The organism is Erwinia sp. JUb26 (assembly GCF_003751505.1).
GTDB lineage: Bacteria > Pseudomonadota > Gammaproteobacteria > Enterobacterales > Enterobacteriaceae > Erwinia.
In genome coordinates, this window is the sequence record NZ_RJVB01000007.1 from 295,862 (window position 1) to 316,448 (window position 20,587).

A 20,587-nucleotide genomic window follows, 5' to 3' on the forward strand; every position below is an offset into this window, starting at 1 on the left:
GTTATGGCTGTCATATTTGAAGATGCGGACACCGCGCTTGAGCTGGATAATCTGAGTTTGTGGTACGGGGCGAAACCGGCCCTGAATAATATCAGTCTGCGGATACCGAAAAATCGTATCACCGCGCTGATCGGCCCCTCCGGCTGCGGTAAGTCGACGCTGCTGCGCTGCTTTAACCGCATGAACGATCTGATTGATAACTGCCGCGTGGAAGGCGACATCCGCCTGCAGCAGCAGTCTATTCTCGGCCCCGATCGCGATCTGTCCGTACTGCGTCGCCGGGTGGGGATGGTGTTCCAGCGGCCTAATCCGTTCCCCAAGACCATCTATGACAATGTGGTTTACGGCCTGCGCCTGCAGGGGATCCGCGATCGACGGGTGCTGGATGAAACGGTAGAGCGTGCGCTGCGTGCGGCAGCATTGTGGAGTGAAGTGAAAGATAACCTGTGGCAGAACGCACTGACGCTCTCCAGCGGGCAGCAGCAGCGTTTGGTGATCGCGCGTGCCATCGCCATTGAGCCGGAGATCCTGCTGCTGGATGAGCCAACATCCGCGCTGGATCCGATTTCAACGCTGGTGATTGAAGAGCTGATGAGCACGCTGAAACAGCACTTCACGCTGGTGCTGGTAACGCACAACATGCAGCAGGCCGCACGCGTTTCCGACTATACCGCGTTTATGCATCAGGGGAGCGTGGTGGAGTTTGGGCTGACCGACGATCTGTTTACTGCGCCACGGCAGCGCAAGACCGAAGACTACATTACCGGTCGGTTTGGCTAAAAAGAAGGGCGGAAAATAGCCCGCCCTGTATCACTTATTCGAAAGCATGCCCTTCGGCAGGCAGCGGCTGACCATCCAGCCAGGCGCTGTCGTCGCGCATCGCCAGGCGGCCCTCAACGAACCAGCTGACCACCAGCGGATAGATCGCGTGTTCCTGATGCTGAACGCGCGCGGTCACATCCGCCTCGGTGTCTTCACTGAATACCGGCACCTTCGCCTGTAAAATAACCGGGCCGCCGTCCAGCTCTTCCGTCACAAAATGAACGGAGGTGCCGTGCTCGTCATCGCCATTCTCAATTGCCTGGCGGTGCGTGTGCAGCCCCGGGTATTTCGGCAGCAGGGAAGGGTGAATATTCAGCATGCGTCCGGCGTAACGCTGCACGAACGCCGGGCTGAGAATACGCATATAGCCGGCCAGTACCACCAGATCGGGGGCATAAGCATCGATTTCCAGCATCAGTTGACGATCGAACGCTTCACGATCGGCAAACTGCGAAGCCGCCAGCGCATGAGCCGGTACGCCCGCTTCACGCGCGCGCTCCAGGCCAAAGGCATCGGCTTTGTTGCTGAATACGGCAGCTACGCTGCCGTTAATCCGCCCCTGCTGACAGGCATCCAGAATTGCCTGTAGGTTGCTTCCATTCCCGGAAACCAGCACGACTATACGTTTCATGAATTGATGACCACACGCTCTTCAGAATCAGAAGCTTTGATGGTACCAATTTTCCAGGCTTTTTCACCCGCATCGTTCATCAGCTGTACGGCTTTATCCGCTTCAGCCGCGCTCAATGCGATCACCATGCCCACGCCACAGTTAAAGGTGCGGTACATTTCGTGACGGCTGACGTTACCGGCCTGCTGCATCCAGCCGAATACCGCTGGCCATTCCCAGCTTGACTCTTCCAGCACCGCCTGGGTGTTGTCCGGCAGAACGCGCGGGATGTTTTCCCAGAAGCCGCCGCCGGTCAGGTGGGCGATGGCGTGCACGTCAACCTGCTCAATCAGACTGAGGATGTTTTTCACGTAGATGCGGGTTGGCGCCAGCAGGTGGTCGGAAAGGGATTTGCCTTCCAGCTGGGTGGTTTCCGGGTCGGTGTTGCTGACTTCCAGAATTTTACGCACCAGCGAGTAGCCGTTTGAGTGCGGGCCGCTGGAGCCCAGCGCGATCAGCACGTCACCGTCGGTCACTTTGCTGCCGTCGATGATTTCGGATTTCTCGACCACGCCGACGCAGAAGCCCGCCACGTCGTAATCTTCACCGTGGTACATGCCTGGCATTTCAGCGGTCTCGCCGCCGACCAGCGCACAGCCAGACTGTGAACAGCCTTCTGCGATGCCGGTGATCACGCTGGCTGCGGTATCCACATCCAGTTTGCCGGTTGCATAGTAGTCGAGGAAAAACAGCGGCTCTGCGCCCTGTACCACCAGATCGTTAACGCACATCGCGACCAGATCGATACCGATCGTGTCATGGCGCTTCAGGTCCATCGCCAGACGCAGCTTGGTGCCAACGCCGTCAGTGCCGGAAACCAGAATGGGTTCACGGTATTTTTGCGGCAGCGCACAAAGGGCACCGAAACCGCCCAGTCCACCCATGACTTCAGGGCGGCGGGTCTTTTTCACTACGCCTTTAATACGGTCGACTAAAGCATTACCAGCATCGATATCTACGCCGGCGTCTTTATAGCTGAGAGAGGTTTTGTCGGTCACTGCGAAATCCCCACGCGTTTGCGGTTGGTGGTGTGGTGGTAAAAATAAAGCGCCGTAATTCTACCAGTGCAGGCAAACGTTTGCGAGTGCCATCTTAACGCACATTGCGGATAGGTGAATTTTAGCGAATCCTGACAAGGATTGCCGCGATTAACTAAACTATTGCACGAAGTCATATGGCGCTGCGGATAAATGGCGCTATAATCTCGCGATTTTTTTTTGCTGCTTAACACTCCGGGAGTACAACAATGAAGATCGTGGAAGTCAAACACCCGCTGGTCAAACATAAACTGGGTCTGATGCGTGAGAACGACGTAAGCACCAAGCGTTTTCGTGAACTCGCGTCAGAAGTGGGAAGCCTGCTGACCTATGAAGCGACTGCCGACCTGGAAACCGAGACGGTGACCATCGAGGGCTGGAACGGCCCGGTGCAGATCGAACAGATCAAAGGTAAGAAGATTACCGTTGTGCCAATCCTGCGTGCCGGTCTGGGCATGATGGAAGGCGTGCTGGAGCACGTACCGAGCGCACGTATCAGCGTGGTCGGCGTCTACCGTGACGAAGAGACGCTGGAGCCGGTACCGTATTTCCAGAAGCTGGTTTCCAATATTGAAGAGCGTATGGCGCTGGTCGTTGACCCGATGCTCGCCACCGGTGGCTCTATGATTGCCACTATCGATCTGCTGAAAAAAGCGGGCTGCACCAGCATTAAGGTGCTGGTTCTGGTGGCGGCACCGGAAGGCATTGCCGCGCTGGAGAAAGCGCACCCGGATGTTGAGCTGTACACCGCATCGGTGGATCAGGGGCTGAACGACAAGGGGTACATTATCCCTGGCCTCGGCGACGCCGGCGATAAGATCTTCGGTACTAAGTAAAGTATGTTCCAGGCTATCTTACTTGCCATTTTGAACCCGGGCAGTGCTCATAATCCTCACGTACTTAGTGTACGCTCCGGTTATTGCGCGCTGGCCGTGTCCAAACTGCCTGCGACGATAACGCCTGGCCTGTCAGTCCCTTATGGTGGATGTAATTCTACTGTGAGATATTTTTTTAGTATCAAGCCGACCGCAGAGTCGGCTTTTTTATGGCAAACATATCAAGGGGTAGTGAAACATGACGCGTCGCGCAATAGGCGTACACGAGCGGCCACCGCTGCTGCAAACCATTCCACTCAGCTTCCAGCACCTGTTCGCGATGTTCGGTGCCACGGTGCTGGTGCCGATTCTGTTCCACATCAACCCGGCCACGGTGTTGCTGTTTAACGGTATCGGTACGCTGCTGTACCTGTTTATCTGTAAGGGTAAAATTCCGGCCTACCTCGGCTCAAGCTTTGCCTTTATCTCCCCGGTACTGCTGCTGCTGCCGCTGGGATACGAAGTGGCGCTGGGCGGCTTTATCATGTGCGGTGTGCTGTTCTGCCTGGTGGCGCTGATTGTTAAAAAAGCCGGTACCGGCTGGCTGGACGTGATGTTTCCTCCGGCGGCGATGGGGGCCATCGTTGCGGTAATCGGTCTGGAACTGGCGGGCGTGGCCGCGAATATGGCCGGCCTGCTGCCTGCCGACGGCACCTCTCCCGACAGCAAAACCATCATCATCTCGATGGTGACGCTGGGCGTGACGGTGTTTGGTTCCGTGCTGTTCCGCGGTTTCCTGGCCATTATTCCGATTCTGGTCGGGGTACTGGCCGGTTATGCCTTATCCTTCTTTATGGGCATCGTTGACTGGACGCCAGTACGCGAGGCGCACTGGTTTGCGCTGCCGACGTTCTACACCCCGCGCTTCGAGTGGTACGCCATCTTCACTATCCTGCCCGCTGCGCTGGTGGTGATTGCCGAGCACGTCGGGCATCTGGTGGTCACGGCCAATATCGTGAAGAAAGACCTGCTGAAAGATCCCGGCCTGCACCGTTCAATGTTTGCTAACGGTATCTCCACCGTCTTCTCCGGCTTGTTCGGTTCAACGCCTAACACCACCTACGGCGAGAATATCGGGGTGATGGCCATTACCCGCGTCTACAGTACCTGGGTGATCGGCGGTGCGGCGATTCTGGCGATTCTGCTCTCCTGCGTCGGTAAACTGGCGGCGGCGATTCAGGCCGTGCCGGTGCCGGTGATGGGCGGCGTATCGCTGCTGCTGTACGGGGTGATTGGCGCGTCAGGTATTCGCGTACTGATTGAATCGAAAGTGGATTACAACAAAGCGCAGAACCTGATCCTGACCTCGGTGATCCTGATTATTGGCGTCAGCGGCGCGAAAGTGCACATCGGTGCCGCCGAGCTGAAAGGCATGGCGCTGGCAACGATTGTGGGCGTCGGCCTGAGCCTGATCTTCAAAGTTATCAGCCTGATGCGCAAGGACGAAGAGATTATCGACGTGGTGGATGAACGCAGCGACGTGAAGTAACGCTGCCGTCTGAATTTCTGCTGCCCCCTTAACGACACCCGGCGATCCGGGCCGTTAAGGGGGTGCTTTTCTTTTAGTAATTTACTGCAGCTCGCTCTGCTGCACGACAACCCAGTTCATCTCGGCATTCGGCGTTACGCCCGCCGCTTTCTGGTCGACAACGGCTTTCTTCAACAGCGCCTGCAGGGCGTTATGCGTTTTCTCGCTGCGGTTAATCCACAGGCGCATCCCTGATTTCTCCACATCAACGCTGTTCAGTAGCATATAGGTATCGGAATACAGGGTATCGCCACCGGCCAGAATCGGTTTACGCCACTGATCGATATACGCTAGAACGGTTGCCGCTTTTCCCTCAAACCAGGTCGTAGGCGCCACGACGTAAGGGGTCAGCACCAGGTTGTTGTTGGCCTTGGGCCGATAGTTCCCTTCGCGGATCTGCCTGCGCGATGTCGTCAGCTGGCCCGTTTTGGGATCGCGCAACAGCAGATTTACCCCAAGCACGTTTTCCGGCTTAACGTTATAGCCGTATTGCGGATCGCTGACGATAGCGCGCGCCAGTTCCTCCTGCGCGGCGCTGACGATATACACCCGAATGCCGTTTTCCTGCAGTTTGCTGAACAGTTCCTGCATGCCGGGCAACACTTTAGGCGGATAGACTACGGCCGAAATCTGCTGCTGGTTCTGCGTTTTAACCACCCGCACCGGCTTTTGTTCTTTCATCATTTCATCGACATAGCCTTTCAGCTGGCCGACGGTGAAGCCTGAAAAAACCTGCGCTGCCCACGGGTAGCAGACCAGATCGTCCATGGTACACAGCCGGTGATAGTAGCTGTAAAGGCTCTCGGGCGCGCCGGGCTGGTCCTCAAACGGGATTAGTTTGAGGGAAGGATCCAGATGCTCACGCGTCAGATAACCGTGATTTTCCATCCACGGAATCAGTGACTCTTCCAGATCGTGCTGCCAGGTGGTGTTGTCGAGATCAAAAACGGCGAACGCATGCTGGTTGGCATGCCGTTCAATCAGCTGGGTTAACTGCTTCGCCTGGGGGGCTGGCCAGTGTGTAAGATCGGTGGCCTGAGCGGCGCTGATCAGGGAACAAACGATGCCGGACAGCATGATGCTGCGGCGCAGCGGGGGGATCATAAACATAAAACGCTCCTTGTTTATTATCGGGATCGATAACGGATAAAACCAACCTTCAGTATATTTTTCTCGCTGGGGACGACAACCGTCGATCCAGCCAAAATGCGCCGATCCGTCCATTGGCTTTACGTTTCATGATCGCCGATAAGTTGTGTTAAACTTTTCGTGATTTCTGCAAGCGTAAACCCTGAGGTGATTCTGAACACGCCGGCACAGCTTTCACTGCCACTTTATTTGCCCGATGACGAGACCTTTGCCAGCTTCTGGCCTGGTGAGAATCCGTCCCTGCTGGCCGCGCTACAGAGTGCTTTGCACCAGGAACACGGCAGTTACTTCTACTTCTGGTCCCGTGAGGGTGGAGGGCGAAGTCATCTGCTGCATGCGGCCTGCGCTGAGCTGTCAGCGGCCGGAGAAGCCGTGGGCTATGTTCCCCTGGATAAACGCACCTGGTTTGTCCCTGAGGTACTCGATGGCATGGAGCAGCTGGCGCTGATCTGCATTGATAATATCGAATGCATTGCCGGAGATGAGCCGTGGGAAATGGCGATCTTCGACCTCTACAACCGCATTCTCGAAACCGGTAAAACCCGCCTGCTGATCACCGGCGATCGCCCCCCTCGTCAGCTCAACCTCAAACTGCCCGACCTGGCTTCGCGCCTCGACTGGGGGCAGATCTACAAACTTCAGCCGCTGTCCGATGAAGATAAGCTCCAGGCGCTTCAGCTGCGCGCGCGCCTGCGCGGTTTTGAACTGCCGGAAGACGTGGGCCGCTTCCTGCTGAAGCGGCTGGATCGTGAGATGCGCACCCTGTTTCTGACGCTCGATCAGCTCGATCGCGCTTCGATCAGCGCGCAGCGCAAGCTGACCATTCCGTTCGTTAAGGAAGCGCTGGATCTCTGACCTTTTGGGGCGCAAGATTTTCTCGCAGGCCTCATTAATGCATGTAATAAGCCGGGCGATTGAAGGATTTCCGGCACCTGAATGCACGTAATCAGGCGGGCGATTACAGGATCTCCAGCACCTGCTCAGGCGGCCTGCCAATTCTGGCCTGGCCGTTAGCCACCACAATCGGGCGCTCAATCAGCTTCGGATGAGCGATCATCGCCGCCAGCAGCTCATCTTCGCTCAGCGCCGGATTATCCAGCCCTGCGGATTTATATTCCTCTTCTTTATGGCGCATCAGCTGGCGTGCGCTGCTGAAACCCAGCTGTTTAAGCAGCGCTCTCAGCATTGCGGCATCCGGCGGCGTGTCCAGATAGCGGATCACCTGCGGCTGAATGCCGCGATCTTCCAGCAGCGCCAGCGTTTCGCGGCTCTTGGTACAGCGCGGGTTGTGGTAAATCTGTACATCAGTCATTGCATCTCCTCCGGCCTCTTTATGGTGGGCCTGCTTTATCTTTTTTGATACTGACGGAAGCGTTCCTGCAGCTGCCGAAGCTGATCGATACGCGCATCGTAGCGCGCCTGCTTCAGGCTGCCGAGCGGCACCTGGGAACTGGCACTGCTCAGGCTGCGAATCGCCTGATCGAGCTGCCCGGCAAGCGCCAGCCCTTCGGCCCTGGCTGCCTGTTCTTCATCCGACAGCCCCTGAGCCGCCGACGCCTGGGCCAGTAAATCCCAGCCGTTCGGATCCTCTTTATTGGCCCAGGTATAGCGATACAGCACCTTGCTGGCGTTGGCGGGCTGCTTCGCTTCCACGTAAGCATTGGCCAGATTGAGCTGCAGCACCGGATTGCTGCCGCTGGCTTTAATCGCCACCAGACGATTGATCGCCTGCTGCGGCTGGTTAAGGCCGATGTCGATATCGGTAATAATATCCAGATACCAGACGTTATCCGGCTGCTTTGCCAGCAGCGGGGCAATAATGTTTTTCGCCCCGGCATAGTTTTTCGCTTCCAGCATCTGCACCGCTTTACCGTACTGCGCGGCCGCCTGCTCGCGGCTGTTCCCTTTAGAGAGCGAATCCAGCAAATCTTCGGTCAGTTGATTCTGCCCGGTAGAAAACATCCCCAGCGCCCTGACCTTGGCCATATAAAAGTCCTGTGACGACTGCACCACCACCGGCTTCATCTGATTGGCGCGGTTGCGGGCGTCGGACAGTCGGCTGTCGGGGAGCGGGTGAGTTAACAGGATTTCCGGCGGCTTGGAGGAAAAACGTGACTCGTCGGCCAGCTTTTGCAGGAACGAAGGCATCGCTTCCGGATCGAACCCGGCGCGTTGCAGCACCTGGATACCGATGCGATCGGCTTCCTGCTCGTTTTGCTGCGTAAAGCTGATAATTCCCTGCTGGGTACCCGCGAGTGTCCCGCTCAGCGCGGCCATACCCGCCTGCGGACTGGCCATCGCCAGCAGAATGGAACCCAGCGCGCCGACCCACGTCAGCGGTGCGTTACGCTGCTGCTCTTCCATGGCGCGCGCCAGATGGCGCTGGGTGACGTGCGAGATTTCATGCGCCATCACCGAGGCCAGCTGACTTTCGTTATCGCTGTAGCGGAACAGGGCGGAATGCAGCACGACGTTGCCGCCAAAGAACGCAAAGGCGTTAATTTCGTCGTTGCGGATCAGGAAAAAATGGAACGGTGTTTTCACCGACCAGGCATGAGCAACCAGCCGCTGACCGAGCTGATTGATGTATTGATTCATTAACGGATCGTTGATGATTGGCGCACTGGCACGCAGCTGGCGAACATAAAAGTCCCCCATTGCCAGCTCCTGATTAACCGACAGCGTACCCCCGGCAGTCGTACCAATATCCGGCAAATTGTCAGTGGTATCGGCCCAGACTGGCGCAGCGCCACCGGCCAACAGGGAGATAACCAGCGAAGCAAGCAGGCTTTTCTTCAATTGGTTGAACATAGGTAAACCCTAACAAGGACGTCCAGTTTTTGACCGGCAGGATGCCGAAATGTTCTGCAAAGGGTGAAAACTCCGCACCCATCGACATCTTAACCAGTGACCGGGGCGAATGAAATGGTAAACCGAGGGAAGTGTTGCGCTTAGCGCTGAATGGCGGGTAGTGGACTGGTAAGCAACGTTGCTAATAATTAATTCAGGGCGCGGGCGTTAGAATATTCCCAAAACAACTGGGAGGTGTACAATCGTAGCGTGCTTTACCAGGGCATATCTCGCACTTTTAAAGAAACGCGCATAAAAACTAAAAGGCGCTAAAAAAATGAAATTATTCACCATGGTGAATCCATGTTAAGGCAATTGCGCCCTAAGGCGGATTTGCGCACGCTGATCACGCTGCTGGCCGTGGCAAGTATTGTTATCACGCTGGCAAATTCGCTGTACGCCAGCTGGCGCGTGCAGCGTGATGTGCTGATCGGTAATACGCTGGAATCGAACCGGGTCTATGCCACCAAGCTGGCGGCAACCTCGGAAGTGTTCTTCCAGCTGGCTCAGTCACAGCTCTCCTACAGCGCCAAAATGCTGGAAGGGGGACTGGATAATGACACGCTGCTGCAAAAGGAAGTCGATCGCCTGCGTGAGCAAACCAGCAGCTTTAACTCAGTGGTGATCGTCGATGCCAACGGCTGGGTGAAGGCTATTTCCCCGGAGTCGCTGATGCTGAAAGGCATGAGGCTGACCTCTTCTGCCGCCAAACAGGCGCTGACCCAGCGCAAGCCGATGATCAGCGATCCGACGATCTCCGCCGCCAATAACCTGCTGGTGTTTATCTCCTGGCCGGTGTGGTCGAAAACCGGCGGCTATCTTGGCTACGTTGGCGGATCGATTTATCTGAAAAAGAAAAGCATTCTTAACGCCCTGCTGGGCGAGCAGTTTTACCGCGATGGCTCTTCGCTTTACGTGGTGGATGCGGGCAATCAGGTGCTTTATCACCAGGATCATAATCTGATTGGTAAAACCATCGCGCCGATTATTGACGATGAACAGCGAAACAAAGACAGCAACGGTTCCCTGCAGCTGAACGGTGATGGCGGTCAGGCAATGCTGGCGGGCTATGCGATTGTCCCGGCTTCAGGCTGGATGATTGTGGCGATGAAACCGAAAGACGCGACGCTGGCTCCGCTGAACAGCCTGCTGCTACAGGTGCTGAAACACTCCGTGCCGTTTGCGCTGCTGACGCTGATCCTCGCGCTGGTGCTGGCCCAGCGTATTGCCCTGCCGCTCTGGCAGCTGGCGCGTAAGGCCAGTCAGATGGACACGAACGATGCATCCCGGGAAATTAGCGGCATTCGCTCCTGGTATTATGAAGCCTCGCAGATCAAACGGGCGATGCTGGCCGGTATCGGGCTGATGCAGGACAAGATCGGACGGTTGAAGAGCGAGGTACAGACCGATCCGCTGACCGGGCTGCTCAACCGGCGCGGTCTGAACGCCGTACTGGAATATTTTCTCGCCACGCAGCAGTCTTTCGCCGTGCTGGCGCTGGATATCGACTACTTTAAACGGGTTAACGATACCTTCGGCCACGACGTCGGCGACGATGTGATTGAAAACGTTGCCCGTCAGCTGGAATTCGGTGCGCGGCAGACCGATGTGATCTGCCGCAACGGGGGCGAAGAGTTTCTGATGATCCTGCCCGCCACCGACAGCGAAACCGCACTGGCGATTGCTGAACGGGTACGCAGGCGCATTGAAATTCAGGTTCTGGACCGGGTGGGCAGTATTACCATCTCGATTGGCGTCGCCTTCTGGACGCCGGAGATGAAAACCATGGAAAACACCTTTAAGCAGGCCGATGAAGCCCTGTATCAGGCCAAAAACGCCGGTCGTAACCGGGTGATGACTCTGCAAAAAACGGCCGTGCAGCCGGAAGTTGTTCATTCAGCTTCGTATTGATTTTGACTCCCGCCCCGCCGAGCAGCGAGGGCGGTGAGTTTCAGTTACACTCACCTCATCTTTCCAAGGCAAGGACTCCTTATGCTGGAACTTTTACTGCAGTGGTATCGTCGTCGTTTTACTGACCCGCAGGCCATTGCCCTGCTGGCGATCCTGCTGGCAACGTTCTGCATCCTGTTTTTCTTTAACGGCCTGCTGGCCCCGCTGCTGGTGGCGATTGTGCTGGCCTATCTGCTGGAGTGGCCCACGGTCCGGCTCGAACGGCTGGGATGTTCCCGCAGCTGGGCGACCACGCTGGTGCTGATCGTCTTTGCCGCGCTGCTGTTGATTTTGCTGCTGGTGGTGGTGCCGGTTGCCTGGCAGCAGGGGATCAATCTGACCCACGAACTGCCCAGCATGCTGACCCGCCTCTATCAGTTTGCCACTCGTCTGCCGGAGCGGTTCCCGACGCTGATGGATGTCGGCATCATCGATATCGTGGTGGAAAACCTGCGCAGCCGGCTGAGCGGGCTGGGCGATCAGGTGGTGAAATATTCTCTGGCCTCGCTGGTGGGGCTGATGACGCTGGCGATCTATCTGGTGCTGGTGCCGCTGATGGTTTTCTTCCTGCTCAAAGACAAAGAGCAGATGCTGAATGCCATTCGTCGGGTGCTGCCGCGCAACCGCGGGCTGGCGGGGCAGGTCTGGCTGGAGATGAACCAGCAGGTTTCCAACTATATTCGCGGTAAAGTGCTGGAAATGGTGGTGGTCGGTATTGCCAGCTGGATAGGCTTTCTGGCGATTGGCATGAACTACGCGCTGCTGCTGGCGGTGCTGGTCGGCGTTTCGGTGCTGATCCCGTATATCGGCGCGATGGTGGTGACCATCCCGGTGATTGGCGTGGGCCTGGGGCAGTGGGGGCTGACCGGTGACTTCTGGACCATGATGATTATCTACCTGATTATTCAGGGGCTGGATGGCAATATTCTGGTACCGGTGCTGTTCTCAGAAGCGGTCAATCTGCATCCGCTGGTGATCATTCTGTCGGTGGTGATTTTTGGCGGGCTGTGGGGTTTCTGGGGCGTGTTCTTCGCCATTCCGCTGGCGACGCTGATTAAAGCGGTGGTGCATGCCTGGCCGGACGAACTGTACAAAGAGTAATGACAGGGCGGGCCGCTATCGGCCCGCCCTTATAATCCGCTATCGTCAGCCGCGTTGAATCAGGCGGTTTTCAGATAATCCATCACGATGTCGTGGTGGTTGCTGGTTTTGAAGTCGTCAAAGACCGTCTCAACCTTGCCGTCAGCGCCAATCAGGAAGCTGGTGCGATGGATCCCGTCATAGGTTTTCCCCATAAAGGTTTTTTCGCCCCAGATACCAAACTGCTCGCAAACCGCATGGTCTTCGTCGGACAGCAGGGTGAAATTAAGCATCTCTTTTTCAACAAAGCGGGAGAGCTTCTCGGGTTTATCCGTGCTGATACCCAACACTTCAACGCCGGCTTTCTTCAGCTCATCCATGCTGTCACGCAGCCCGCACGCCTGTACGGTACAGCCCGGCGTCATCGCTTTCGGGTAGAAATAAACCAGAACGCGCTGCCCCTGGAAGTCGGCCAAATTAACTTGCTCGCCATCCTGATCGGGCAGGCTAAATTTCGGTGCAATATCACCGGCTTTCAGTGGATTCATCACTACACTCCGTTTTTTATCATTTATGCTGTGGGCTAATTAAAACAGGTTCTTTCCACGGTGGTGGACGGACCATTCAGGCATCGTGGTGCGAAACCGCCTTAATAGTGCCCTGAGCATGAAGTTCTGTACATAGGCGGTTAAACGCCTGCTCGATAAATGAAGCATCCTGACTGGCAGGACTGTGTGCCGTCATCTGAATATAGAGCAACGGTGGCTGATTATCCTGGGCCGGCTGCGTTCTTGAGGCCAGCTCCGCAATATTCATCTGATGCGAATCAAACAGATCGGTGAAGCGCTCAATAATATGCGGCGAATCCACCACTTCAACCTGAACCCACACCGTGGCCGGCATCGGCGACCGTGCGCCGGCGCCGGTGCGTTTCATCACAATCAGCAGTTCCAGCTCTGCGCCCTTCAGCGGCAGCGTGGACTCAATCAGCGTAATCGCATTCCAGCTACCGGAGAGCAACATAATAAAGGTGAACTCTTCGCCGAGCATCGCCAGCCGACTGTCCTCAATGTTGCACCCGCAGCTGCTGACGTGGCGGGTAATGGTATTGACGATTCCGGGGCGGTCAACGCCAAGTGCGGTGATAACAAGGTGGTGCTCGGGTGACTGCGGCAAAATCATGCTTCCTGTCTAAATGCTAATAACCATAAGGTAAACATAAAAAAAACTGCTGACAAGGGCCTGAGCCGCCTTGTCCGCTTGCTTTTAATGCTCGGTCAAACGTACCATGAAGCACTTGTTTGTCGAGGGGATCGCCAATGTTTACGGGAAGTCTTGTAGCACTCGTTACGCCAATGGATGACAAAGGTAATGTCTGCCGTGCGAGTCTGAAAAAACTGATTGATTATCATGTTGCCAGCGGTACATCGGCAATTGTTTCTGTAGGAACCACCGGTGAGTCCGCCACCCTGAGCCATGATGAGCATGGCGACGTGGTACTGATGACGCTGGAGCTGGCCGATGGCCGCATTCCCATCATCGCCGGAACCGGCGCGAACGCCACTTCTGAAGGCGTCTCTCTGACTAAACGTTTCGAAAAATCCGGCGTTGTCGGCTGCCTGACCGTGACGCCGTATTACAACCGTCCTACGCAGGAAGGGCTGTATCAGCACTTCAAAACCATCGCGGAAAGCACCGATTTGCCGCAGATGCTGTACAACGTGCCGTCGCGCACGGGTAGCGATCTGCTGCCGGAAACCGTTGGCCGCCTGGCGAAAATTAAAAATATTATCGGAATCAAAGAGGCGACCGGGAACTTATCGCGGGTAAGTCAGATCCAAGAGCTGGTTGATGAAGATTTCGTGCTGGTTAGCGGCGATGACGCGACGGCACTGGACTTCATGCATCTGGGTGGACACGGTATCATCTCCGTAACGGCGAATATCGCCGCGCGCGAAATGGCAGAGCTTTGTGCTCTGGCACAGCAGGGTAACTTTGCTGAAGCGCGCCGCCTTAACCAGCGCCTGATGCAGCTGCATCAGAAGCTGTTTGTTGAACCCAATCCTATTCCGGTGAAATGGGCCGCGAAAAAGTTAGGATTAATAGCAACCGATACGCTGCGTCTGCCAATGACGCCGCTGACCGATGCCGGTCGTCCGGTTGTAGAGCAGGCTCTTAAAAACGCCGGCCTGCTGTAAATCTAGGGAGAATTGATGGCTTACTCAGTACAAAAGTCCACGGTCGCGAAAGTGGTGGGACTGTCGTTAGTGATGCTGCTGGCAGCATGTTCTAACGATCAGCGTTACAAGCGTCAGGTTAGCGGTGACGAATCCTACCTGCAGGCAGCCGATCTTAGCGATCTGCACGCACCTGCTGGCATGATCCTGCCGCTGCAAAACGGTGAATTTGATATCCCGAACGTCAGCGATAAAGGGCAGGTGGGTAAGCAACTTGATATTCGTCCACCGGCGCAGACTCTGGCGTTGATGAACGGTACCCGTACCCAGTTTGCCGGTAACACCGGGACGCTGCTGCTGGATTCACGCACCGGTTCAATCTGGCCACAGATTGTCAGTGCCGTGCAGTCCTACAACTATCCGATTGTCGACCGTCAGGACGCCGCTCAGACGTTGACCACCGATTGGGTGCAGTGGAACCGTGCTGATGAAGACAATCAGTACCGCGGTCGTTACCAGCTGAGCGTGCAGCAGCAGGGCTATCAGCAGGTGCTGAACGTTAAGCTGCTGGAGCTTGAGCAGGAAGGCAAAACCGTTACTGCGCCGATCCAGCTTCAGCGCTACACCGCGCAGATGCTGAACGACATCAGCACCAAACTGGATAAAATCGAAACCACTCGTGAAGATGCTGCGGCAAACCGCAGCGTGACGCAGATCGATGTGCAGAGCGGTGCCGATGATACCGGCCTGCCAAACCTGATCGTACGTGCGCCGTTCAACGCCGTATGGCAGCGCCTGCCGGCCACGCTGAAGCGTGTAGGCATGGAAGTGACCGACAGCAACCGCTCGCAGGGTAGCCTGAACGTCACCTACAAGGCACCGGGCAGCAGTACCTGGGATGCGCTGGGCGCGAAAGATCCGGAGCTGACCAACGGTAACTACAAACTCCAGATCGGTGACCTGGATAACCGTAGTAGCCTGCAGTTCCTCGATCCGAAAGGACATCCGCTCACGCAGTCACAAAACGATGCGCTGGTCGCCGTGTTCCAGGCGGCGTTTAAGTAAATCCGAAGGCCGGGAATCGCTCCCGGCCTTTTTATTTGCCGCTGCGTAAACGATTGCTTCGGTTTTTTACGCGCAGAACATATAATTCGCCCGGCAAAAAATTTTTAGCGGGCTGCCGCAGGCGGCCCGGACAGTAATCGTTCTCTACCCCGCAGATTTTCAGGGGATACACGTTGGAGTTAAACAAGATGCAAAAGAAAGCTGAGTTGTATCGCGGCAAAGCGAAAACCGTTTACAGCACCGAAAACCCGGATCTGTTGGTACTCGAATTCCGTAATGATACGTCAGCGCTGGACGGTGAGCGTATCGAACAGTTTGATCGTAAAGGAATGATTAACAACAAGTTCAATTATTTCATTATGACCAAGCTGCAGGAAGCCGGAATCCCAACCCAGATGGAAGCCCTGCTCTCGGATAACGAAGCGCTGGTGAAAAAACTGGATATGGTGCCGGTTGAATGCGTGGTGCGTAACCGTGCTGCCGGTTCACTGGTGAAGCGTCTGGGCGTTGAAGAGGGCCTGATCCTCGATCCGCCATTGTTTGACCTGTTCCTGAAGAACGATGCCAAACACGATCCGATGATCAACGAATCCTACTGCGAAACTTTCGGCTGGGTCAGCAAAGAAAATCTGGCGAAGATGCGCGATCTGACTTACAAAGCCAACGACGTGCTGAGCAAGCTTTTTGCGGATGCGGGCCTGATCCTCGTGGACTTCAAGCTGGAGTTCGGTCTGTACAAAGGCGAAGTGGTGCTGGGTGATGAGTTCTCCCCGGACGGCGCGCGCCTGTGGGATAAAGAGACCCTGAACAAGATGGACAAAGACCGCTACCGTCAGAGCCTTGGTGGCCTGATCGAAGCGTATGAAGAAGTGGCGACCCGTCTTGGCGTGAAGCTGGACTGATCCGCGTCGGGGGGCATCGCCCCTGAAACCGTGTGCTACCTTTAAGGCCAGGTTTACCTGGCCTTTTGCATTCTCCCTGTCTGAACGTCACTTTTCTGGTTTTCCGCCTGCCGCCCGACTAAAATCGACATATTCAATGTGATTACCTTTTACAGACAAGAGGCCGCCTATGCGCTGGCAGGGACGTCGCGAGAGCGACAATGTGGAAGATCGCCGCAACCAGTCCGGTTCGGCAGGCGGCGGTGGCATTCGGCTGCCGCGCGGTAAGGCGGGCATTATCCTGCTGGTGGTTGTCGTGGGTGCGGGCTTCTTTGGCTATGACCTGACGCCGCTGATAACCGGTGACGGCAGTTCATTAACGCAGTCAACCAGCCAGCAGCGGGTGGGCGCTAACGATGATGAAGCCGCAAAGTTCAGCCGCACTATTTTTGCGCTGACCGAAGACACCTGGCAGCAGCTGTTTAAGCAGATGGGCGAAACCTGGCGCCCGCCGACGCTGGTGATGTACCGTGGACAGACGTCGACCTCCTGCGGACGCGGGCAATCGGCGATGGGGCCGTTTTACTGCCCCGCCGACAGCAAAGTCTATATCGACCTCTCTTTCTACGATGAGATGAAAACTAAACTCCACGCCGGTGGCGAATTTGCTCAGGGCTACGTCATCGCCCATGAGGTCGGCCACCACGTGCAGCATCTGCTGGGTATCGACAGCAAAGTGCGTCAGATGCAGCAGGGCGCCAGTCAGACCACCGTCAATCAGCTGTCGGTAAAAATGGAACTGCAGGCCGACTGCTTCGCGGGCGTCTGGGGCCACTATATGCAGCAGGAAAACGTACTGGAAACCGGCGATCTGGAGTCTGCACTGAACGCCGCCGAGGCCATTGGTGACGATCGCCTGCAGCAGCAAAGCCAGGGCCGCGTGGTGCCGGACAGCTTCACCCACGGGACGTCGAAGCAGCGCTACAGCTGGTTTAAAAAGGGCTTCGACAGTGGCGATCCCGGCCAGTGCAACACCTTTGCGGGCTGATCGCGGGTGACGGCAACGGAAGCCACCGCACAGCTGCTGCGGCAGGGCTGGCGACGCTTGCTGGTGCTCAGCGGCGACGCGCTATGGGCGGAACAGCAGGCCACTCGCTGGATAAACCAACTCCCCGGCGACTGGCTGTGGGTGGGCGAAACGCCGCGTAGCGAATTGCACTGCCTGCCTGGTGCGATGCGCACGCTGCTGGGGCGGGAATTTCAGCACGCGGTATTTGATGCGCGCGCGGGATTTCACGCCGAAGCGCTGGCCGCGCTGGCAGGCACCCTGAAAGCGGGCAGCTGGCTGCTGCTGCTGCTGCCGGAGTGGCAACGCTGGCCGCTTCAGGCGGACGCCGACGCACAGCGCTGGAGCGAGAGTGACGCTCCCCTCACCAGCACGCGCTTTGTGCGACGCCTGCAGCATCTTCTGTTGGCCGATGACCGCGTTGCGGTCTGGCATCAGCATCAGCCGTTTAGCCTTCTGCCGCTGGCCGATAGCACCGCCTGGCGCACCGACGGTCAGCAGCAGTTGCGGATCCTCGATGACTTACTGCACAGCGCGCCGGGCATTTCCGTACTGACGGCACCGCGCGGGCGCGGGAAGTCCGCGCTGGCGGGAATGCTGGCTGCCCGCTGGCGGGGGCGCTGCCTGGTCACCGCCCCCGCCAAAGTTTCAACGGCGGTGCTGGCCGATTTCGCCGGTGACAATTACGCCTTTATTGCCCCGGACCGCCTGCTGGACGAAGCCGGGCAGCATCAGGCCGACTGGCTGCTGATTGATGAAGCCGCCGCCATTCCCGCACCGCTGCTGCGGCAGCTGGTCGCCCTGTTTCCCCGCGTGCTGCTCACCACCACCGTACAGGGCTATGAAGGGACCGGGCGCGGTTTCCTGCTTAAATTCTGCGCCTCGCTGCCGCAGGTGAAGCACTATCAGCTGGATGCGCCGCTGCGCTGGGCGGAAAACGATCCACTTGAGGAGTTGATCGCCGAAGCGCTGCTGTTTGACGATGCGGAGCCACCGGTGATGCAGGGGGATATCGTGTATCAGACGCTGGAACAGGACGACTGGACGCGTCAGCCCGAGCGTATGGCCGCCGTCTATCAGCTGCTGACCAGCGCCCACTATCGCACCTCGCCGTTGGATCTGCGCCGGATGATGGATGCGCCGGGCATGCATTTTACCGCTGCCCTTCAGGGCGAAACCGTGCAGGGCGCGCTGTGGGCCGTTGATGAGGGCGGGCTTTCTGTCGAACTGGCCTGGGCGGTGTGGGCGGGATATCGCCGCCCGCGCGGCAATCTGGTAGCGCAGTCGCTGGCAGCGCATGCCGGGCTTCCCGAAGCGGCACAGCTGCGGTCGCGGCGCATTAGCCGGATTGCCGTCAGCGCTCAGCGGCGTGGGCAGGGCTGCGGCCAGCGGCTGATCGCTCTCTGCCGCGAGCAGGGCAAGAGGCTGGATTTCCTGTCGGTAAGCTTTGGTTTCACCGCCGAGCTGTGGCAATTCTGGCAGCGCTGCGGCTTCCAACTGGTACGCGTTGGCACCCAGCGCGAAGCCAGCAGCGGCTGCTATGCGGCGATGGCGATCCTGCCGCTGAGCGAAGCGGGTCAGGCACTGGTGGCGCGTGCCGCCCTCAGGCTTGAGCGCGAGGGCTACTGGTTAAGCCATCTGGTGGAAGATCAGACCCTGCCGCTCAACTGCCAGCAGGGCGCTGGTCAGCTGGATGAGGACGACTGGCGCGAGCTGGCGGGATTCGCCTGGGCCCATCGGCCGTTTGAGGCCAGCCTTGCCGCGCTGGGGCGGCTGGCACAGCGAGTGCCGAAAAGCGTACCGCTGCTCTGTGCCGCGCTGCTACAGCGGCAATCCTCCGCGGAAATATGCCGCCAGCATCGCCTCGCCGGGCGTAAGGCACTTCTATTAGCATGGCGTTCTGAAGTTCAGCGGGCGCTGGCAATGATTGATGCCGGGCGGGCGGGAAGCTGGCAGCAGCGGGTGAACTTGTTGCAATAAATCCAACATCTCTGTCAAAAATCTGCCGTTTTCTCCACCGGTAAGAGGCGTATGATCGCTCTACCGAATAAGGAGAGCACCATGAAATATGACCACGTTGTAGTACATAGCCCGTCGCTTCCTGCCACTCAGCTGTTTTTACTGTTTCACGCAGCCGGGGATAAACCGGTGGCGATGGCACAGATCGGTGGCGAGTTTGCGAAAGCTTTTCCACGGGCGCAGGTGGTCAGTATTGGCGCGCCCGAGCCGGACCACCAGTGGTTCGATGCGTCAGGCGGTGAAGATGAGTCTGCGCGCGTTGGCGAAGCCCTGCCCGGTTTTATTGACGCCGTGCGTCAACAGCAGCAGCAGAACGGCGTGCGGCCAGAAGCCACCGCGCTGATCGGTTTCGCCCAGGGCAGCACAATGATCCTGGAGGCCGTTGCCCGGCACCCGGATCTGGCCGGACGAGTGGTGGCGTTCAGCGGTCGCTATGCGGCTTTACCGCAGAAGGCGAGTACGCGGACCACTATCCACCTGATCCACGGTGATAACGACGTGACTGTTCCGCTGACGCATGCGGTTGATGCGCAGGAGCGATTAACGGCTATTGGCGGTGACGTGACGCTGGATATCATTGACGATCTGCCACACGCGGTTGACGACCGGGCCATGCAGCTGGCGATTGAGCGCCTGCAGTTTACCGTACCGCGCCGCTACTTTGATGAAGCGCTCGGCGGCGGCCGACCGGGTGATGATGATGTGATTGCGCTGATGTGATGCTTTCAGTCAGGCCTGATGGCCTGGCTGGATTTATTTAGTTTCGCTTATCATGGCTTCACGAAGAATTTTATTAATACGGGTCTGGTAGCCGGGACCCTGACTTTCAAGCCAGTGAATCACATCGGCATCAATGCGTACTGTTTTCTGCACTTTACGAGGACGGTAAAATCTACCGCGTTCCGCTGTAGCCCACTCATTATCCGAGAGAACGGGAGCATCCTGGCAGTTAATATCTTCATCCTTGGCCTGCAGTAATCGATCAATTTGATGCTGCTTGGTTACCATTGCTCGTACCTCTTAATCTCTTTTGACACGGCTTTGCGGGCGGAGATGATTCGAATGCGATTATCACGGTCGGTGCTGACAACCAACAGCAGCGTACAGCCTCTGACTCTTCCAGGATGCTGCCATCTTTCTTCTTCGTAGTTCTCCGTGTAATCCCTGACCGAAAGGATATCGCGGTCGTCAAAGACTTCGCAGGCCATTTCAAAACTGACGTTATGTTTGTGCAAATTCTGCCTGGCTTTTTCGATATCCCACTCATAGGGGTACCCATTGTGCATGTGTAAAATGGACATCCTTGCTCCATGTAACAACATTCCTTGTATCTTGAGTATTGCAGTCGGTAGTGGTTAGCTACCACTACCTGAAGCAGGGTGAATTTGGAACATCCCTAAGGGAAAACCCTGAGCTAC

21 protein-coding genes are annotated in these 20,587 nt (G+C 57.0%); 12 read left to right on the plus strand and 9 right to left on the minus strand.

Annotated features, from left to right (window positions below):
• Positions 1 to 3 precede the first annotated feature (3 nt).
• The gene (gene pstB / locus EC836_RS18815) at positions 4 to 780 is read left to right on the plus strand and encodes a phosphate ABC transporter ATP-binding protein PstB (protein WP_123335931.1); all 777 of its coding nucleotides are present in this window, start codon (positions 4 to 6) and stop codon (positions 778 to 780) included.
• 34 nt (positions 781 to 814) lie between these two features.
• Here pstB and purN read toward each other — a convergent pair whose 3' ends face one another.
• Together purN and purM are read right to left on the minus strand one after the other, a co-directional pair.
• The gene (purN, locus tag EC836_RS18820) at positions 815 to 1,453 is read right to left on the minus strand and encodes a phosphoribosylglycinamide formyltransferase (RefSeq protein ID WP_123335933.1); all 639 of its coding nucleotides are present in this window, start codon (positions 1,451 to 1,453) and stop codon (positions 815 to 817) included.
• Complete coding sequence (purM, locus tag EC836_RS18825; RefSeq protein ID WP_123335935.1) at positions 1,450 to 2,490, minus strand: phosphoribosylformylglycinamidine cyclo-ligase; 1,041 nt, start codon at positions 2,488 to 2,490, stop codon at positions 1,450 to 1,452. Before purM ends, purN begins: the two co-directional genes overlap by 4 nt.
• A gap of 248 nt (positions 2,491 to 2,738) precedes the next feature.
• Between purM and upp the strand changes: the two genes are divergently transcribed.
• Positions 2,739 to 3,365 (plus strand): uracil phosphoribosyltransferase, encoded by a 627-nt coding sequence (gene upp / locus EC836_RS18830; protein ID WP_105593251.1) that lies wholly within the window; start codon positions 2,739 to 2,741, stop codon positions 3,363 to 3,365.
• A gap of 238 nt (positions 3,366 to 3,603) precedes the next feature.
• Positions 3,604 to 4,893: a uracil permease gene (gene uraA, locus EC836_RS18835; protein ID WP_123335937.1), complete on the plus strand. Its 1,290-nt coding sequence runs from the start codon at positions 3,604 to 3,606 to the stop codon at positions 4,891 to 4,893.
• A gap of 81 nt (positions 4,894 to 4,974) precedes the next feature.
• On the opposite strand, the gene EC836_RS18840 is transcribed toward uraA, so the two are convergent.
• The gene (locus EC836_RS18840) at positions 4,975 to 6,042 is read right to left on the minus strand and encodes an HAD family hydrolase (protein WP_233599366.1); all 1,068 of its coding nucleotides are present in this window, start codon (positions 6,040 to 6,042) and stop codon (positions 4,975 to 4,977) included.
• A gap of 186 nt (positions 6,043 to 6,228) precedes the next feature.
• Between EC836_RS18840 and hda the strand changes: the two genes are divergently transcribed.
• Positions 6,229 to 6,936, plus strand: coding sequence for a DnaA inactivator Hda (gene hda, locus EC836_RS18845; RefSeq protein WP_123335939.1), 708 nt, complete (start codon positions 6,229 to 6,231; stop codon positions 6,934 to 6,936).
• Between the two features lie 103 nt (positions 6,937 to 7,039).
• On the opposite strand, the gene arsC is transcribed toward hda, so the two are convergent.
• Together arsC and EC836_RS18855 are read right to left on the minus strand one after the other, a co-directional pair.
• Positions 7,040 to 7,393, minus strand: coding sequence for an arsenate reductase (glutaredoxin) (gene arsC / locus EC836_RS18850; protein WP_123335941.1), 354 nt, complete (start codon positions 7,391 to 7,393; stop codon positions 7,040 to 7,042).
• A gap of 35 nt (positions 7,394 to 7,428) precedes the next feature.
• The gene (locus EC836_RS18855; protein ID WP_123335943.1) at positions 7,429 to 8,892 is read right to left on the minus strand and encodes a M48 family metallopeptidase; all 1,464 of its coding nucleotides are present in this window, start codon (positions 8,890 to 8,892) and stop codon (positions 7,429 to 7,431) included.
• 342 nt (positions 8,893 to 9,234) lie between these two features.
• On the opposite strand from EC836_RS18855, the gene EC836_RS18860 reads away from it, so the two are divergent.
• Together EC836_RS18860 and EC836_RS18865 are read left to right on the plus strand one after the other, a co-directional pair.
• A complete protein-coding gene (locus EC836_RS18860; RefSeq protein ID WP_123335945.1) occupies positions 9,235 to 10,842 on the plus strand; it encodes a sensor domain-containing diguanylate cyclase in 1,608 nt (535 codons plus the stop codon).
• Between the two features lie 81 nt (positions 10,843 to 10,923).
• Positions 10,924 to 11,982, plus strand: a complete 1,059-nt coding sequence (locus tag EC836_RS18865; RefSeq protein WP_123335947.1) for an AI-2E family transporter — start codon at positions 10,924 to 10,926, stop codon at positions 11,980 to 11,982.
• A 59-nt stretch (positions 11,983 to 12,041) separates the two neighbouring features.
• Here the strand turns inward: EC836_RS18865 and bcp are convergent, their stop codons facing one another.
• Together bcp and EC836_RS18875 are read right to left on the minus strand one after the other, a co-directional pair.
• Entirely contained in the window at positions 12,042 to 12,509 is a 468-nt protein-coding gene (gene bcp / locus EC836_RS18870) for a thioredoxin-dependent thiol peroxidase (RefSeq protein WP_123335949.1), read from the minus strand.
• A 76-nt stretch (positions 12,510 to 12,585) separates the two neighbouring features.
• Entirely contained in the window at positions 12,586 to 13,137 is a 552-nt protein-coding gene (locus EC836_RS18875; protein ID WP_123335995.1) for a glycine cleavage system transcriptional repressor, read from the minus strand.
• Between the two features lie 143 nt (positions 13,138 to 13,280).
• On the opposite strand from EC836_RS18875, the gene dapA reads away from it, so the two are divergent.
• The 6 genes from dapA to ypfH all read left to right on the plus strand — a co-directional run bounded on the left by dapA (position 13,281) and on the right by ypfH (position 19,889).
• Positions 13,281 to 14,159, plus strand: coding sequence for a 4-hydroxy-tetrahydrodipicolinate synthase (dapA, locus tag EC836_RS18880; RefSeq protein WP_123335951.1), 879 nt, complete (start codon positions 13,281 to 13,283; stop codon positions 14,157 to 14,159).
• A 15-nt stretch (positions 14,160 to 14,174) separates the two neighbouring features.
• On the plus strand, positions 14,175 to 15,203 hold the full coding sequence (bamC, locus tag EC836_RS18885; RefSeq protein WP_123335953.1) for an outer membrane protein assembly factor BamC: 1,029 nt from the start codon (positions 14,175 to 14,177) through the stop codon (positions 15,201 to 15,203).
• 188 nt (positions 15,204 to 15,391) lie between these two features.
• The gene (gene purC / locus EC836_RS18890; RefSeq protein WP_123335955.1) at positions 15,392 to 16,105 is read left to right on the plus strand and encodes a phosphoribosylaminoimidazolesuccinocarboxamide synthase; all 714 of its coding nucleotides are present in this window, start codon (positions 15,392 to 15,394) and stop codon (positions 16,103 to 16,105) included.
• Positions 16,106 to 16,274: 169 nt separating this feature from the next.
• Entirely contained in the window at positions 16,275 to 17,132 is an 858-nt protein-coding gene (locus EC836_RS18895) for a neutral zinc metallopeptidase (protein ID WP_123335957.1), read from the plus strand.
• 6 nt (positions 17,133 to 17,138) lie between these two features.
• Positions 17,139 to 19,130, plus strand: coding sequence for a tRNA(Met) cytidine acetyltransferase TmcA (locus EC836_RS18900; protein ID WP_123335959.1), 1,992 nt, complete (start codon positions 17,139 to 17,141; stop codon positions 19,128 to 19,130).
• An 81-nt stretch (positions 19,131 to 19,211) separates the two neighbouring features.
• Positions 19,212 to 19,889 (plus strand): esterase, encoded by a 678-nt coding sequence (ypfH, locus tag EC836_RS18905; protein ID WP_123335961.1) that lies wholly within the window; start codon positions 19,212 to 19,214, stop codon positions 19,887 to 19,889.
• 33 nt (positions 19,890 to 19,922) lie between these two features.
• Here the strand turns inward: ypfH and EC836_RS18910 are convergent, their stop codons facing one another.
• A complete protein-coding gene (locus EC836_RS18910; protein WP_123335963.1) occupies positions 19,923 to 20,177 on the minus strand; it encodes a BrnA antitoxin family protein in 255 nt (84 codons plus the stop codon).
• Positions 20,171 to 20,470 (minus strand): BrnT family toxin, encoded by a 300-nt coding sequence (locus EC836_RS18915; RefSeq protein ID WP_199735238.1) that lies wholly within the window; start codon positions 20,468 to 20,470, stop codon positions 20,171 to 20,173. Before EC836_RS18915 ends, EC836_RS18910 begins: the two co-directional genes overlap by 7 nt.
• Positions 20,471 to 20,587: the final 117 nt, after the last annotated feature.